The 15,136-nt window shown below is 41.6% G+C and carries 15 protein-coding genes and 3 pseudogenes; 10 read left to right on the top strand and 8 right to left on the bottom strand.

Annotation, left to right across the window (positions count from 1 at the left end):
* Positions 1–106 precede the first annotated feature (106 nt).
* From GQR42_RS09910 to GQR42_RS09900, 3 genes are read left to right on the top strand one after another with little or no spacing between them, the layout of a single operon-like run.
* On the top strand, positions 107–1,000 hold the full coding sequence (locus GQR42_RS09910) for an aspartoacylase (protein WP_158199845.1): 894 nt from the start codon (positions 107–109) through the stop codon (positions 998–1,000).
* Positions 1,001–1,023: 23 nt separating this feature from the next.
* Positions 1,024–1,176, top strand: coding sequence for a hypothetical protein (locus GQR42_RS09905; RefSeq protein ID WP_158199844.1), 153 nt, complete (start codon positions 1,024–1,026; stop codon positions 1,174–1,176).
* 13 nt (positions 1,177–1,189) lie between these two features.
* Positions 1,190–2,512, top strand: coding sequence for a serine/threonine protein kinase (locus GQR42_RS09900; protein ID WP_158199843.1), 1,323 nt, complete (start codon positions 1,190–1,192; stop codon positions 2,510–2,512).
* Here GQR42_RS09900 and GQR42_RS09895 read toward each other — a convergent pair.
* The gene (locus GQR42_RS09895) at positions 2,497–2,637 is read right to left on the bottom strand and encodes a hypothetical protein (protein WP_158199842.1); all 141 of its coding nucleotides are present in this window, start codon (positions 2,635–2,637) and stop codon (positions 2,497–2,499) included. The genes GQR42_RS09900 and GQR42_RS09895 overlap by 16 nt on opposite strands.
* Positions 2,638–2,887: 250 nt before the next feature.
* Between GQR42_RS09895 and GQR42_RS09890 the strand changes: the two genes are divergently transcribed.
* The 3 genes from GQR42_RS09890 (at position 2,888) to GQR42_RS09880 (ending at position 5,012) form a co-directional block, all read left to right on the top strand.
* Positions 2,888–4,132: an ATP-binding protein gene (locus GQR42_RS09890; protein WP_158199841.1), complete on the top strand. Its 1,245-nt coding sequence runs from the start codon at positions 2,888–2,890 to the stop codon at positions 4,130–4,132.
* Between the two features lie 46 nt (positions 4,133–4,178).
* Positions 4,179–4,754: a Uma2 family endonuclease gene (locus tag GQR42_RS09885; RefSeq protein WP_158199840.1), complete on the top strand. Its 576-nt coding sequence runs from the start codon at positions 4,179–4,181 to the stop codon at positions 4,752–4,754.
* Positions 4,755–4,856: 102 nt separating this feature from the next.
* A complete protein-coding gene (locus GQR42_RS09880) occupies positions 4,857–5,012 on the top strand; it encodes a Uma2 family endonuclease (protein WP_233271348.1) in 156 nt (51 codons plus the stop codon).
* A gap of 356 nt (positions 5,013–5,368) precedes the next feature.
* Here GQR42_RS09880 and ppsA read toward each other — a convergent pair whose 3' ends face one another.
* The 6 genes and pseudogenes from ppsA to GQR42_RS09855 form a co-directional block, all read right to left on the bottom strand.
* On the bottom strand, positions 5,369–7,810 hold the full coding sequence (gene ppsA, locus GQR42_RS09875) for a phosphoenolpyruvate synthase (protein ID WP_158199839.1): 2,442 nt from the start codon (positions 7,808–7,810) through the stop codon (positions 5,369–5,371).
* Positions 7,811–8,006: 196 nt separating this feature from the next.
* The gene (locus GQR42_RS27680; protein WP_199273300.1) at positions 8,007–8,285 is read right to left on the bottom strand and encodes a DUF3368 domain-containing protein; all 279 of its coding nucleotides are present in this window, start codon (positions 8,283–8,285) and stop codon (positions 8,007–8,009) included.
* A 206-nt stretch (positions 8,286–8,491) separates the two neighbouring features.
* A pseudogene (locus GQR42_RS29935) lies at positions 8,492–8,746 on the bottom strand (UPF0175 family protein).
* Positions 8,747–8,815: 69 nt separating this feature from the next.
* A pseudogene (locus GQR42_RS29930) lies at positions 8,816–9,002 on the bottom strand (hypothetical protein).
* A gap of 36 nt (positions 9,003–9,038) precedes the next feature.
* Positions 9,039–10,487: a M16 family metallopeptidase gene (locus tag GQR42_RS09860; protein WP_158199838.1), complete on the bottom strand. Its 1,449-nt coding sequence runs from the start codon at positions 10,485–10,487 to the stop codon at positions 9,039–9,041.
* Between the two features lie 178 nt (positions 10,488–10,665).
* The gene (locus GQR42_RS09855) at positions 10,666–12,222 is read right to left on the bottom strand and encodes a M16 family metallopeptidase (RefSeq protein WP_158199837.1); all 1,557 of its coding nucleotides are present in this window, start codon (positions 12,220–12,222) and stop codon (positions 10,666–10,668) included.
* A gap of 86 nt (positions 12,223–12,308) precedes the next feature.
* Here GQR42_RS09855 and GQR42_RS29485 point away from each other — a divergent pair, with 86 nt between their 5' ends.
* Positions 12,309–12,431 (top strand): hypothetical protein, encoded by a 123-nt coding sequence (locus tag GQR42_RS29485; protein ID WP_257792628.1) that lies wholly within the window; start codon positions 12,309–12,311, stop codon positions 12,429–12,431.
* 155 nt (positions 12,432–12,586) lie between these two features.
* On the opposite strand, the gene psb30 is transcribed toward GQR42_RS29485, so the two are convergent.
* Entirely contained in the window at positions 12,587–12,706 is a 120-nt protein-coding gene (gene psb30 / locus GQR42_RS09850; protein ID WP_002736367.1) for a photosystem II reaction center protein Ycf12/Psb30, read from the bottom strand.
* Between the two features lie 174 nt (positions 12,707–12,880).
* On the opposite strand from psb30, the gene GQR42_RS09845 reads away from it, so the two are divergent.
* From GQR42_RS09845 to arsH, 3 genes and pseudogenes are all read left to right on the top strand, one after another.
* A complete protein-coding gene (locus GQR42_RS09845; RefSeq protein ID WP_002744139.1) occupies positions 12,881–13,219 on the top strand; it encodes an ArsR/SmtB family transcription factor in 339 nt (112 codons plus the stop codon).
* A gap of 125 nt (positions 13,220–13,344) precedes the next feature.
* Positions 13,345–14,490, top strand: coding sequence for an ACR3 family arsenite efflux transporter (arsB, locus tag GQR42_RS09840; protein ID WP_158199836.1), 1,146 nt, complete (start codon positions 13,345–13,347; stop codon positions 14,488–14,490).
* Between the two features lie 9 nt (positions 14,491–14,499).
* Positions 14,500–15,117: pseudogene (arsH, locus tag GQR42_RS27675) on the top strand (arsenical resistance protein ArsH); the annotation flags it as partial.
* Positions 15,118–15,136: the final 19 nt, after the last annotated feature.

Genomic DNA, 15,136 nt, shown 5'->3' with positions numbered 1-15,136 from the left:
CCCCTAACACCCTAAACCCTGCCCCCTGTCTCCTGTCTCCTAAACCCACCAACAAACTTTTTGCCGCAAACCATAAATAATGACAACTTTTCAAAAGTTATAAAAAATGATCGAGCAGAAAACTACTATTAAAAATCTGGCTTTAATCGCAGGTGTGCATGGCAATGAACTAACTCCCGCTTATTTGGTTAAATACCTGCAAAAGTCAGCTAATCTCCTTGCCCGCAGCAGTTTTCAATCCCACAGTCTCATCGCTAATCCCTTAGCCCTAAAGCAACGGGTTAGATATATCGATACGGATTTAAATCGCTGTTTTAACCAAAAAGATTTAGTGAATCCCGATTGTCAGCAATACGAACAAAAACGAGCCAAAAAAATAGTCAAAGAAATCCGAGAAAAATCCATTGATTTATTAATCGATATTCACAGCACCACATCTAACATGATGCTGGCGATTATTTATTCTAACCCCCATCCTTGGCTATTAAAACTCTTTACCTATCTGACTAAAATTAATCCTGAGGTGCGCTTAATTTATCATCCCGTCAGCGAGGAAGAAAATCATTTTCTGAAAGGAATTTGTCCCCTAGCTTTTACCCTCGAAATCGGTCCAATTAACCATGGTGTCATCTGTCCCTATCTTTTTCGTCAAACCGAAACACTCATCTATCAAATCCTAGACTATATCGAACAGGAAAATTATCTCGCTGCCCATCTCGATACTTTCAGCGAATCCCTAACAGTTTACCAACGTTTAGGCTCGATCGATTATCCTAGGGATGAACAGGGTGAAATTAAAGCCATGTTACATCCTCAGATTCTCCAACGAGATTATCAGGCAATTCAACCCAATCAACCGATTTTTCTAGGATTTGATGGTCAGGAAATTATCTATCGTGGTGAATCTGAATTATATCCTATCTTTGTCGGAGAATCTTCCTATAAAGAAAAAGGAATCGCCCTTTGTTGGACAGCCAAAAAACAAATCGATATTAATTAGGGTTTGCTGCAAAAAGTTTGTTGGTGGGGTTAGGAGTCAGTTATCAGTTATCAGTTATCAGTTATCAGTTCACTGAGAAAACTCCCCACTTCCCCACTTCCCCACTTCCCCACTTCCCACACCCCACACCCCACACCCTGTCCCCAGGAAAAACTTTTTCAGCAGACCCTAAATAAGGGAAAAGCCACTATGACCTTTACTTCTGATTCTCTTTTAGCTGAACGTTACCAACTGCAACAACGCCTAGGAAATACCGCTATCGGTCGTCAAACTTGGTTAGCTATCGATGTATTATCCCAGGAATCGGTAATTATTAAACTCCTCGCTTTTAGTCCCCAGATGGAGTGGGAAGAATTAAAATTATTTGAACGAGAGGCAGCCGTCTTAGCTTCTCTCCAGCATCCCCGTATTCCCCGCTATCGCGATTATTTTTCCCTCGATAAAAATCAAGGTGACGGGATTCCTTGGTTTGTGCTTGTACAAGATTATATACCGGGAGAATCCTTAAGCGATCGCTTAGAAAGGGGGCAACGTTTCACCGCTACGGTAATTCGGAATATTGCCCAAGAAGTTCTCGAAATTCTCATCTATTTACATGAATTATCGCCCCCAGTATTACATCGAGATATTAAACCTAGTAATTTAATTATTAACTCGGAAAATAAGGTTTATTTAGTAGATTTTGGGGCAGTCCAGTCCAGGGGTGCAGTGACAGGAGTTACTTTTACTGTGGTGGGGACGAGTGGTTATGCACCTCTAGAACAATTTTGGGGCCGGGCAGTTCCCAGTTCTGATTTATATGCCTTAGGCATGACTTTAATTCATTTATTGACGGGAATTGTCCTGATAGAACTGCCCCACCGCGACTCTAAAATTCAATTTCGCCAACTGGTGACAATCGATGATGATTTAATCGATTGGTTAGAAACTATGACCGATATGGCGGTAGAAAAGCGGTTTAAAAGTGCCAGAGAAGCCCTGAAATTTCTCCAACATCCCTACCATCGCCAAGCATCAAGTTTAATCGATCCTAAGAAATTACCAAAACCTCCCCACAGTTCCATCCGTATCGCTAAACACCGGGATAATTTAGAGATTAATTTACCCCCAAAAATTAAGCTACCTTCCGATGCGCCTACTCTCTGGTCTTTGGCGATTGTCCTTACTGTCACTGTCTTTATCTCCCCGATTCTTACCTTTATTATAGCTCTGATTAATTTTATTTGTTTGCGTGAGATGCAATTAATTCTTACCCCTCAAGAGGTTTTAATTAAATATAAAGTTTTCAATTTTATCTACAAAAAATTTGCTTTTAAACCTCAAGATTTATGGGGTATTTTTCTCCATAGCAATGGCACAGAAGGTAACTATCAGATTCGTCTGCGGACGGCTAAAAATTATTATCTTATCGGTCAGAATCTCCGCGAGGATGAATGTCTCTGGTTAGGACAGGAAATCCAAGATTGGTTAAATTTGATCAAATATAGCGTTTCTCCTCAAGATGAAGTGTAACCTGACAGGGTATCTTCTCCTGACTTGAAAGAGGGTGTAGGGTGTGGGGTGTGGGGTGTGGGGTGTGGGGTGTGGGGTGTAGGAAAGGAAACCTCTTTCATCTGTGGGGGTGAAAATTTTTTCATCGGGACCGTCTCCCCAAAAGGAAAACTTCGTACCTCACCATGAAGATAACTGAGAATCAATTCAAGAAATCCGGGGAATTAGTCGTTAGGCATTTTCCCTTTTTTAACCTTAATGTTGCAGAGATCACCCTATCTTGATAGAATAATAACTGATTGGCATTCCCTCGGCTACAAGGCGGCAATTATTAAATCGGATTAGGAATTGCCAAAAGGCGGCCATGAAATGTTAGTTATTAGTGGAGAAGAAAAAATGATCTCTGAAATTTACAAAAAAGTCAGCTTGTTAGTTTTGTATCAAGGGGTTTTTGATAATGCTATTGGCCAGGCATTTATTACCCTATTAGCTACGGATAATGTTGCCGATTTTCTCAAAGCTTATGGTCAATTGTTTCAAGCTTTAGCATCTAAAAATATCAGTTGGAATGATTTTCTAATCGAACAAATTTTATTAGATGACAATCCCTTTAGTCAACAGGTACAGAAAAAAAGTGTTTGGGAGTTACCCGAATCTTTAATTAATGGCGTTAAACAGGATTTATCTATCCTCCAATCTCTTTATAACTCGAGCATTTATAGCTTAAGTAATTCGACAGTTTTTGAACAAATTAAATTTCTAATTTTCCCCGCTTGGGAAGTGGAAAATAAATTAGAAAGTTTCCTGCATTCCAGTTCAGATTGGACAGAATTAGTCGAAGATCTAGCCGATTATTATCGCGAATGTGGTACAGGAATTTTTGCCCGTTATCAAGCTTTAAGGTGGCAAGAAGGCAGATTACAAGGAATTACTCATCCTGATCCCGTGCAGATTCAAGACATAGTCGGTTATGAAATGGCTAAGAAAACCTTGATTAAAAACACTGAGTTTTTATTGGCAGGTTATCCTGCTTTAAATGTCTTACTCTATGGTTGCCGTGGTTCAGGAAAATCCTCTTTAGTCAAGGGATTATTGCAAAAATATCATAGTCAGGGATTGCGCTTAATTGAAGTGGCAAAATCGGAATTAAAAGACCTACCATTAATTATTGAAATCTTGCAAGATTTGCCACAAAAATTTATTATCTTTGTCGATGATTTATCCTTTGAAGAAGACGATGAAGCTTTTAAAGCTTTAAAAGTTGTTTTAGAGGGAAGCGTCACCGCTAGACCGAAAAATGTCGTAGTTTATGCCACTTCTAATCGCCGACATTTAGTCAGAGAATTTTTTGCCGATCGACCCCGACCAAAAGATAGTGATGAAGTGCATAATTGGGACACAGTACAAGAAAAATTATCCTTTAGCGATCGCTTTGGTTTAACCCTAACTTTTGAACCGGCTAATCAAGAAAAATATTTGGAAATAGTGCGTCATTTAGCCAGTTTAGCTAAATTAAAAATTAGCTTAGAAGACTTAGAATTTCGTGCCAAACAATGGGCAACCCAACATAATGGGCGATCGGGCAGAACTGCTAGACAATTTGTTGATTTTCTTCAAGGGGAATTAGAATTAAATGGGTAGCATTAATTGTGTTATGATTAAATAAAAGAATATCTAATCTAGAAAAATGTTGACTTCATCGCCTCCCGAAATTATCAGCTTAGAAGCCTACCGCAACCTAGAAACTAGAGCGGAAACTAAACACGAATATCACGACGGGGAAATTATCGAGATGACAGGGGGAAGCATCAATCATAATAGTATTCTCATTAATCTTATTGTCCTGCTTAAATTAGCTTTAAGAGGAACTAATTACCGTCTTCAATCTAGCGATCTACGCCTATGGATACCCCAGTATAATTGCGGTTTATACCCAGATTTAATGATCATTGCCGGGGAACCGTTATTTAGTGATAATCGCAACGATGAAATTTTAAATCCCTGCCTAATTATCGAAGTTTTATCCCCTTCTACCTCTGGTTATGATCGGGGCGATAAATTTCGTTATTATCGTTCTATACCCCAATTAAACCAATATCTTCTCGTCAGTCAAGGGGAGATACTAATAGAATCCTATAGCCAAACATCAGAAAATAATTGGTTACTGCAAGAATACACCCCAGCAAGGGGAATTCTCTCTCTAGATTCTTTAGGAATTAGCTTAAATCTTGCCGATATTTACGAGGGAATTAATTTTAATTGATTGTCCCCTTCAATCTCAATTGAGGAATAATTTATAAATGATCACCTTTTTTCTGTGATCTAGGTTATCATCGGGAGTATTAAAAATTCTGTGACAGAAAAAATGTTAACTCGATCTCCTCCCAAAACCCTCAGCTTAGAAGAATCTCGTAATTTAGAAACTAGCGCAGAAACTAAACACGAATATCACGACGGGGAAATTATCGAGATGACAGGGGGAAGCATCAATGATAATCGACTGGTACGCAATCTAACTTAGTGTCAGCAGAAGTCCCTCGCTTTTAGCGATGGGATGAATCCTGACTTTGTATATAGGGTCTGCTAAATAGGGTTTGCGGCAAAAAGTTTTTCGTGGGGGTAGGAGTCGGTGGTCAGGAGCCGGTCGTTTCAGGCTTTGTTGCCCTCTTTTTTTGTACCAGTTTATCTACTATAAGAAGGATAATGCCAGGTTTTTGAATGTCCCAATCCTATATTCGCAGCATGAACATCGGATTTTAACAGGTCAAAAGCCTTATTTTCAAAGGGTTTTACCATTATTCAGCCAGCCCTAAATAAATCTAATTTTAAATATACCAATAGAAAAAAAGGTGGGCAAGTCCCACCTTTGCAACTAAATTATTGTCCTTTCTCCACTGCTGCCACCATCAATAAAGTTTTGAGGACAGAATCAGGATTAAGACTGATGGAATCGATGCCTAATTCCACTAAAAATTGAGCGAATTCGGGGTAATCACTGGGGGCTTGACCACAGATACCGATTTTGCGATTATGGGCTTTAGCGGTTTCAATGGCCATTTTCACCATGCGTTTAACTCCCTCATTCCGTTCATCAAAAAGATGGGCAACTAGGGCAGAATCCCGATCTAATCCTAAGGTTAATTGGGTCAAATCATTAGAACCGATCGAAAATCCGTCAAACACCTGAGCAAATTGGTCGGCAAGAATTACATTACTTGGTAACTCACACATCACATAAACTTGCAAACCATCAACCCCGCGTTCGAGACCATTTTTCGCCATTTCTTCGAGGACTCTCATCCCTTCTTCGGGGGTACGACAGAAAGGAATCATCGGAATCACATTAGTTAATCCCATTTCTTCCCGGACCATTTTCAGCGCCCGACATTCCAACGCGAAAGCTTCGCGATAATTAGGATCAGTATAACGGGAAGCGCCGCGCCAACCGATCATCGGGTTTTCTTCCTTGGGTTCAAAGGGTTTGCCACCCAATAAATTAGCGTATTCATTCGATTTAAAATCGGACATCCGCACAATTACATCTTTGGGGTAGAATGCGGCTGCAATCATGGCAATTCCCCGGGCCAATTTATCGACGAAAAATTGGGGTTTATCCTGATAGTGTTTGGTTAATTCGGCGATTTGGTCTTTTACGTCTCCTTCTTCCAATTCGTGGAATTTGAGCAAAGCGCTGGGGTGGGCCTGAATATGGTTAGCGATAATGAATTCTAGACGCGCTAAACCGACCCCTTGGGCAGGAATATCGGCAAAAGCGAAGGCTTTTTCGGGATTACCGATATTCATGAGGATTTTTGTCCGAGTTTGCGGCAAATTGTCTAGGTGAGTTTCGCAAATTTCAAAGGGTAGCAATCCGAGGTAAACTTTCCCTTCATCCCCTTCCGCACAGCAAACGGTGACTTCCTGACCGGTTTTAATCGTTTCCGTGGCATTATTGCAACCCACGATCGCCGGAATACCCATTTCTCGTGCGATAATAGCGGCATGACAAGTACGACCACCCTGATTAGTAACGATCGCGCTTGCTTGTTTCATAATCGGTTCCCAGTCGGGATCCGTGCGATTGGTGACGAGAACTTCTCCCGGTTTAAAGTTGTTGATTTTATCGACACTGAGGATGACTCTGGCTTTTCCTTGACCGATTGCCGCACCTACACTGCGTCCCACCGCTAAAACTTGACTTCTTTGCTTAATTTCGTAGGATTTAAGGATATTAGCGGCTTTTTGCGATTGTACGGTTTCTGGACGGGCCTGAACGATAAACAGTTCTCCTGTGATACCATCTTTTGCCCATTCGATGTCCATGGGGGTGTAGGTTCCGCGCACCTGCGAGTAATGTTCCTCGATTTGGGTCGTCCAACGGGCTAAAGTGAGGATTTCTTGGTCATTAATGCAGAATTGATCCTGTTCTAGCTTGTTAACTCGGATATTCTTGGTTAGACGCGATCCTCCATCATCGTAGATCATTTTGATCGCTTTACTGCCGAGGCGTTTTTCGAGGATGGGTTTGTAACCGTTTTTAAGAGTGGGTTTAAAAACCAGATATTCGTCGGGGTTAACAGCACCCTGCACGACATTTTCCCCTAAACCGTAGGCTGCCGTGATTAAAGCGGCATTTTTGAACCCTGTTTCCGTATCGATGGAAAACATCACCCCGGAGGTGGCTAGATCTGAACGCACCATTTTTTGGACACCGACGGAAAGGGCGACGGCAAAGTGATCGAAACCGTTATGATGACGGTAGGAAATAGCGCGATCGGTGAATAAAGAGGCAAAACATTTATGACAAGCTTCTAAAACTCCCCTTACTCCTTGCACGTTGAGATAGGTTTCCTGTTGTCCGGCAAAACTCGCTTCTGGTAAGTCTTCGGCAGTGGCGCTCGAGCGAACGGCCACATCGATGGAATGATAGAGATCATCGCCATAACGTTCACAGAGTCGGCGATAGGCAATAGCGATCGCATGACTTAAATCATCGGGGAACGGTGTATTGAGGATTAATGTGCGTGCTTGTTTACCTTTTTCCTGCAAGTTCTGCACATCGTTTTCGTCTAAATCTTGGAAAATTTGTCTTAATTGTGCGTCTAGTCCGGCTTTTTCGACAAAGTGACGGTAAGCGTAAGCGGTGGTGGCGAATCCTGTGGGGACATTAATCCCTTTCGGGGTTAATTGTTGGATCATTTCGCCTAAGGAGGAGTTTTTGCCACCGACTAATCCCACATCTTTGCTGTCTACTTCTTCAAACCACAGAATTAATGCTTGTTCTCTAGAGGTTCTCGCAACATCTTGTAGTAGCATCATAAGTATTTTTACCTCTGTACTCTATACTTTCAGTTTAGCGACATACCATTCTCAAAAACCCTTGAGTTTGATATTTATTTACAAAACTCTATAATAGCCAACTCAGCCACGCTCACCTTATCTCTAAAGGGTTTAATTGTCTAGGTACTTAACACAAAAATTAATAATTTAGTTGAGAGAGTGACTCGATTATTTATTACTCTCCAGCTTGTTTTAAAGCGAAACTAATGACCCTTGCACTAATTCTTATCCCTCGATTTTGCATTCGAGTTATGGCTAATTTAATTGAAATTGGATAGCCTTCTTGCTTGGCACGAAGTAAAATGCCAATTGATCCTGTGACTAAAAGACCACTTAATTTAGCAATACGTCTTCCTACTGTTTCATCAATACAAACTGTTTGAATATTTTCCCGCAAAGCCAAATGAATAACCGCAGCCTTTCCTAAATCTAGAGAATTAAGCAATATTGGCATAATTGTAAGAGGATATTCTTGCTTTCTTAACCAAGAATCAAATATAAATTCAGAAATAGCAAAACCACTTTTCCCACCGGCTAAAACTTCTTGACATACCTCATAAGGAACAAGTACCTCTCGATAAAGTGCTGTAGAATTTCTAAATCACCCAAAGCTGCTATTAAAGCAATTAAAGGTGAGGTATTAATACAATACGTTCAGTTTTAGGCATTTTCAAAGTCTGATAATAGTTCTTCTTCTGTTAAGTCAATCATCCCTACGCCAAAATCGGTCAATCTCAATAAAAAATTAACCCTATCCACTCCTAATAAATTGGCAGCCATACCCGATGAAATACGTTTCATCTCAAAGAGTTTTACTACCATAGCTCAGGTTGCTTCTCTCTCGAATTCCTCTCGTGTTTTTTGAAGAAAGTCGGGTAAATTTTCAGGATAATTTATGGTGAGTTGTAAAGTCATATATCGTGCTATATTTATCTCATTTTTCTAGGTTGGATTTCACCTAGTTTAGCTCAATCCAACCTAGATTTATTTAGAGCTTGCTGAATAAATCTTAAAACCTTGTTGGGTAAGACTTTTAGACTTTTGGGAAATCAAAAAGTACCAGATATGGGGGTGATCGGGGGGAAAATTCAGGGACTTTTTCCCTGAAAATTAGGTAATTGACCCCCTCAAAATCGGTAAAACCCTACACCCCACACCCTACACCCCACACCCGACCCCCAGGAAAAACTTTTTCAGCAAACCCTATTTATAGTTGTGTGATGGTGACATCAACAGTTTTAACCGTAGTTCCCAAACTGGATAAGGGAGGTTGAATTTCCTGTTCATTACCCACCACAAGAGTCACAATCTGATTCGGTTGCAGATATTGTTGTGCCACTCGTTGAATATCGGCAATTGTCACCCCTTTTACCGCTTGTTGATAACGGAAGATAAAATCTTGGGGATAACCATAGTATTCATAGGTCATCAATCGCGATAAATTTTGAGCAGGTTTCTCAAACTTAAAAACAAAAGAATTGAGAATAGCATTTTTAGCATCTTCTAATTCTTTTGCGGTTACGGGTTGATCGCGAAGGCGCTCGATTTCGCCTAAAATTGCCTTAATAAAAGGTACGGTAGCATCGGTGCGAGTTTGACCTCCAGCAATAAATAACCCGGGATAATCATAACGACTATTCCAGACACCATAGACAGAATAAGCTAATCCTTGACGGGAGCGCACTTCATTAAATAAACGACCACCAAAACCGCTTAAAATCTCATTTAATACCGTTAAAGCGGGATAGTCGGGACTATCCAAACGACCCCCAAGATGACCTAATAAAACCGTACTCTGGGTTAATTGGGGTTGATTGACAACAAAGACACCTTGAAGATTTTTTTGGGTTGCCGAAGGGGTAACAATTTTAGTGGCAGTTGCGGGATTTTTCCAATCGCCAAAAGTTTTATTGATTAATGCTTTCATCGACTGAGAATCAAAATCCCCGACAATTCCTAAAATTATTTGATCGGGACGGACATAGGTACGATAAAAATCGATTAAATCCTGACGGTTAATATTAGCTAAAGTGCCATATTCTACAGTACGAGCGTAGGGGCTATTATCACCATAGACTAGCTTGCGGAACTCCCGACTAGCAATATCACTGGGATCATCATTACGTCGGGCAATTGCTCCTTTTTCCTGAACTTTGGCTAATTCCACTCTCTGATTTTCAAAAGCTGGGGAACGTAAAACTTCGGCAAAGAGATTAAAAACTGTTTCTAAATCTTCACTAAGAGCGCTAAAACTAGCAGTTCCAGCGTTAAGATCGATCGAGGTTTCTACGAGGGCTGCTCTTTGTTCTAATAATTGATTTAAGACATTAGAAGGATGTTTTTCCGTGCCACCACTACGCAGCACGGTTCCAGTAATATCGGCTAATCCGACTTTTTCCCCGGATTCTAATCTTCCTCCCGTCCGAATCATCGCCGTACCACTTACTAAAGGTAAGCTCCGATCCTCCACTAAATAAACCACCATACCATTATCTAGTTGATAGCGCTCGTATTGGGGAACTGTCACTTCAGGAAGGGGAGGAAAAGTTAAATCGGTAAAATGTCGCGGGGTTTGGGCAATTGCCGGGGAACGAAAAGCTAGGACACCTATCAGGGTGATAACTATTAAACCTAGCCATTGGAAGCGTTTTTTCATGATTATATTTATTTTAGGTTTTCGGTTTTAGGTGTTAGGTGTTGGGGGGTTAGGGTTTTAGGGTGTTGGGGTGTTAGGGTGTTGGGGTGTTAGGGTGTTGGGGTTTTACCTAAAATTTCCCCATTTCCCCACTTCCCCCATTTCCCCCATTTCCCCACTTCCCTATCTCCCCATCTCTCTATTTCGGTAAAATTCGGCCAATAGTGCGATTTTCGGGGGTAAAAGTCTCTTTAGCCACCCGTTGAATATCGGCTGCCGTGACAGCATTATAAGCATCTAATTGGGCGAATAAATTACGCCAATCGCCGGTTTTTACCTCGTATTCAATCAAGGATCGCGCCATGCCCATGTTAGAATCAAGACCTCTTAATAGGGCTGCCCGTAGTTGATTTTTAACCCGTTCTAATTCCTGTTCCGAAACCGGTTCATTTTTCAATCTTTCCAATTCCCAATTCAAACCCTGCGCTACTTCCTCCACACTGACATTAGGAGCGCTGAGAGCATAGAATAACAGCAAATTCGGGTATTTATCCCCCGGAAAGCCGTTAAATCCCTGAGCAGCGAGGGCAAGTTGTTTGTCCTCCACTAAAGCTTTATACAGTCGCGAGGTTCTTCCTTCACTCATTAAAGTGGCAATAACCTCGTAAACCGCATGATCGGGGTGATTGAGGGCGGGACGATGGTATCCTTCTAAATACCAAGGCTGCGAGGCTAATTTTAGGGTAATTTCCTTTGTTTTGGTTTGGTTCGGTTCCACTACTGTCACCTGTGGGGGTTTCGGTTTAGCGGGAAAACGACCAAAATAAACCTTAGCTAACTGTTTTACCTGTTCTGGGTCCACATCTCCGGCGATAGCTATGGTTAGATTACTGGCAGGATAAAATTTATCGAAAAAGTTTTGGATATCTGAGGGTTCCAGATTGCGAATATCTCGATCGTAACCGATAACGGGACGTTTGTAGGGATGGACAGTATAAGCTTGATCGAGAAAAGCTTCGATTAATAAACCCAAGGGGCTATTATCCGTCCGCATCCGTCTTTCTTCCAGAATTACGTCTTTTTCTTTGTAAAATTCCCGTTGGAACACCGGCTCTAAAAATCTTTCCGATTCCAAAGACATCCATAATTCCAATTTATTCGACGGGAAGCTGTAAAAATAGCTAGTTGCATCGGTGGAAGTGGTGGCATTTAAACCGACTCCCCCCTGCGTTTCGACGATTTGCCCGTATTCGTTGCGTTGGACGAATTTCTCGGACTCTGCCTTAGCTTGTTGAAATTCTTCCGTTAATTTAGCCACTTCTGCGCTTTTACCCGCTTTTTTGGCCGCTTGTAGTTCTTTGTCTATAGCTTCAAGGCGATTGAGGACTTTTTTCTCGCTAAGATAATCGATAGTACCGATGGTTTTTGTGCCTTTAAAGGCTAAATGTTCCAAAAAGTGGGCAACTCCTGTTTTACCGTCCGGTTCATCGGCACCTCCCACATCCGCGTAGGTGACAAAGGAAATAACCGGAGCATCGCGATTTTCTAGGATAATGAATTTTAGTCCGTTATCGAGGCGAAATTCGGTAATTTTTTGTTGAAATTGCTTAAGGTAGGGGGTAATCGATTGTACATCGGCTGACTGCTCTTTCCCTTGGGCAAGAAGGGGTGAGAAACTCCCAAAACCCCAAAACACAAGGAGAGCGACCCAAAAGCCGATTACAGCCCGATAATGGGGGTTATTTTTAATGATCATAGATAGTTTTATCAGTTATCGTGGGAGCGAGAGATCGATCGCTATGTTCGATCTTAGCAGTCGATTGTTAGGAGAGGGGAAATGGGGTGCTTTTTTCAGTGTTGCCAAAGGCACGGCGTAGCCGTCCAGTAAACAGTAATCAGTTATCAGTGGGGAAGTGGGAAGTGGGGAAGTGGGGAAGTAAAGTATCCTCTGGAACCCTACCCTGATTCTGTCGTTTTTAGTTGCACATCGCGTCACATCTGATAACTGATAACTGATAACTGATAACTGATAACTGATGACTGGGTTTTAGACAAAAAATCTCTCCCTAGAGAGGAGAGAAGTCAAAAAAGCACGAATAACAATGGGTGGGAGGCGGTTTTTATAGGTCGCCCCCACGAAAAGCTAGTAGGAAAATGACAAAGGGGCCAGCTAACATGATTAGCGCCACGAAGGTGAGTTGAAAAATAGGTTCTAAATTGAGAGCCGCAAATAATTCCATGATGTCTCCTAACCTGTCTACAATGATTTTAAAGGCTAATCTGGTCAAAACCATTGTCTATCATACAGGGGATGATTCGCTGGTTTTCCTGATTCGATACAAAAATACATAAAGTTTTGTTGCAATTCTGAATTTTCCCGCTTTCCTATTTCCTTGCCACTAGGGGCAATCTCAATGTTCAACTCTCTGGCCACATCTCCCGACTCGTTAACCCAGATTTATACTGGTTTTCAGGCACTCTCGGATCCCCTGCGGCTGCAAATTCTGCAACTGTTGCGACATCAGGAATTATGCGTCTGTGAATTGCGCGACCACCTCGATATCGCCCAATCTAAATTATCTTTTCACCTAAAAACGCTAAAAGAAGCCAATTTAGTCCGCAGTCGTCAAGAAGGTCGTTGGATCTACTACAGCCTAAATTTATCTCAATTTCTTCTCCTAGAAGAATATCTATCCGAATATCGTCGTTTTGCTGCCCTCGTCCCGGCTCGTTCCTGCGAGGAAAATAAGTAACCAATCAAGATTTTTAGAAATATTAAAGCTTTATGACTAGCTTTTATTCTTGACATATCAACTTTTTTTGAAATAATAAAGGTGGGTTGCCCAATCTCCCATTATTCCCTTTCCACCTTTGTGCGATGACTAATCACATCAATCCTAAAGCCGCCAAAGCTGGTGGTAGCCTTAGTGTTTTTGAAAAATATCTGACCCTTTGGGTTATTTTCTGTATTTTGGCGGGAATTGCCCTCGGTCGGTTATTTCCGGACGTAGCGCGGACTTTAGATGCCATGAGTGTCTATAACGTTTCTATTCCGATCGCCATCTGTCTTTTCTTCATGATGTATCCGATCATGGTTAAGATCGACTTTTCCCAAGCTCTTCGGGCTGCCCGTACTCCCAAACCAGTTATTTTAACTTTAGTGGTTAATTGGCTGATCAAACCCTTTACAATGGTGGCGCTGGCTCAATTTTTTCTCGGCTGGCTGTTTCTGCCTTGGTTGAGTCAAACGGAGATTATCCGAGGACAGACGGTAAGTTTAGCTAATTCCTACACTGCTGGAGCTATTTTACTAGGAATTGCTCCCTGTACGGCCATGGTTTTGATGTGGGGCTATCTTTCCTACAGTAACCAAGGTCATACCCTAATTATGGTAGCAGTCAATTCCCTAGCGATGCTTTTTCTCTACGCTCCCCTGGGTAAATGGTTACTGGCAGCTAATAATTTTGTAGTCCCCTGGCAGACCATTGTTCTTTCTGTGTTAATCTACGTTGGTTTACCACTTATTGCTGGTATCTATAGCCGTCACTGGATTTTTAAACATAAAGGACGGGTCTGGTTTGAATCGCATTTTCTTCACTATCTCAGTCCTGTGGCAATCACTGCCTTATTGTTAACCTTAATCCTCCTCTTTGCTTTCAAAGGCGATTTAATTGTTAGTAATCCCCTGCATATTTTCCTGATTGCTATTCCCCTCTTTATTCAAACTAATCTGATTTTTTTGCTTAGTTATGTGGCCGCTCTCAAACTCAATTTAGTTTACGAAGATGCGGCTCCCGCTGCTTTAATTGGTGCTAGTAATCATTTTGAAGTAGCGATCGCCACTGCGGTGATGTTATTCGGATTGAATTCGGGGGCTGCTTTAGCGACAGTAGTGGGGGTATTGATTGAAGTACCTGTGATGTTAATGTTGGTAGAATTCTGTAAAAAAACCGCCTTTTGGTTTCCCAGAGAGCCAGAAAAAGCCACCCTTCTCGATCCTCGTTGCTTGAGTCCTTACAAATAATTATTCACCATGATCCAATCGACTCACAAACCAAGAATTCTTTTTCTGTATGGTTCTTTGCGGCAACGTTCCTACAGTCGTTTATTAGCAGAAGAAGCTGCCAGAATTATCACTGAATTGGGGGCAGAAGTGCGCTTTTTTGATCCTCGTGAATTGCCGATTTATGGCAGTGTTCCCGATACTCATGCCAAAGTACAGGAATTGCGAGAATTAAGTCAATGGTCCGAGGGTCAAGTCTGGTCATCTCCCGAACTACACGGCAATATTAGCGGCATTATCAAAAACCAAATTGATTGGATTCCCTTAAGTATTGGTGCGATTCGGCCAACTCAAGGCCGCACTTTAGCAGTCATGCAAGTAAGCGGAGGTTCCCAATCTTTTAACGCGGTTAACACTCTGCGAATTCTTGGTCGTTGGCTGCGAATGTTTACTATTCCTAATCAATCTTCTGTGGCTAAAGCTTATCAGGAGTTTCCTGAGGGTGGCACGATGAAAGATTCCCCCTATCGAGATCGAGTTATTGATGTGATGGAGGAACTTTATAAGTTTACCATTCTCCTGCGAGATCAGGTAGATTATCTGACCGATCGCTATAGTGAAAGGAAGGAAAAAGAGAAAAAAACGGTGTTAGGGGTTGGGTGTTGGG

The organism is Microcystis aeruginosa FD4 (genome assembly GCF_009792235.1).
GTDB lineage: Bacteria > Cyanobacteriota > Cyanobacteriia > Cyanobacteriales > Microcystaceae > Microcystis > Microcystis viridis.
Note: the sequence above shows the minus strand (reverse complement) of the source record. Positions and strands in the feature narration are given on the sequence as shown.

Excerpts from the sequence above, each read along its gene's own strand:
- ppsA (WP_158199839.1), bottom strand. The coding sequence starts at position 7,810 with ATGATGCTACTACAAGATGTTGCGAGAACCTCTAGAGAACAAGCATTA.
- GQR42_RS09890 (WP_158199841.1), top strand. The coding sequence starts at position 2,888 with ATGATCTCTGAAATTTACAAAAAAGTCAGCTTGTTAGTTTTGTATCAA.
- GQR42_RS09900 (WP_158199843.1), top strand. The coding sequence starts at position 1,190 with ATGACCTTTACTTCTGATTCTCTTTTAGCTGAACGTTACCAACTGCAA.
- GQR42_RS09860 (WP_158199838.1), bottom strand. The coding sequence starts at position 10,487 with ATGAAAAAACGCTTCCAATGGCTAGGTTTAATAGTTATCACCCTGATA.
- GQR42_RS09845 (WP_002744139.1), top strand. The coding sequence starts at position 12,881 with ATGTTCAACTCTCTGGCCACATCTCCCGACTCGTTAACCCAGATTTAT.
- psb30 (WP_002736367.1), bottom strand. The coding sequence starts at position 12,706 with ATGGAATTATTTGCGGCTCTCAATTTAGAACCTATTTTTCAACTCACC.
- GQR42_RS09910 (WP_158199845.1), top strand. The coding sequence starts at position 107 with ATGATCGAGCAGAAAACTACTATTAAAAATCTGGCTTTAATCGCAGGT.
- GQR42_RS27680 (WP_199273300.1), bottom strand. The coding sequence starts at position 8,285 with ATGCCAATATTGCTTAATTCTCTAGATTTAGGAAAGGCTGCGGTTATT.
- GQR42_RS09880 (WP_233271348.1), top strand. The coding sequence starts at position 4,857 with ATGTTAACTCGATCTCCTCCCAAAACCCTCAGCTTAGAAGAATCTCGT.
- GQR42_RS09855 (WP_158199837.1), bottom strand. The coding sequence starts at position 12,222 with ATGATCATTAAAAATAACCCCCATTATCGGGCTGTAATCGGCTTTTGG.
- arsB (WP_158199836.1), top strand. The coding sequence starts at position 13,345 with ATGACTAATCACATCAATCCTAAAGCCGCCAAAGCTGGTGGTAGCCTT.
- GQR42_RS09895 (WP_158199842.1), bottom strand. The coding sequence starts at position 2,637 with ATGAAAAAATTTTCACCCCCACAGATGAAAGAGGTTTCCTTTCCTACA.
- GQR42_RS09885 (WP_158199840.1), top strand. The coding sequence starts at position 4,179 with ATGTTGACTTCATCGCCTCCCGAAATTATCAGCTTAGAAGCCTACCGC.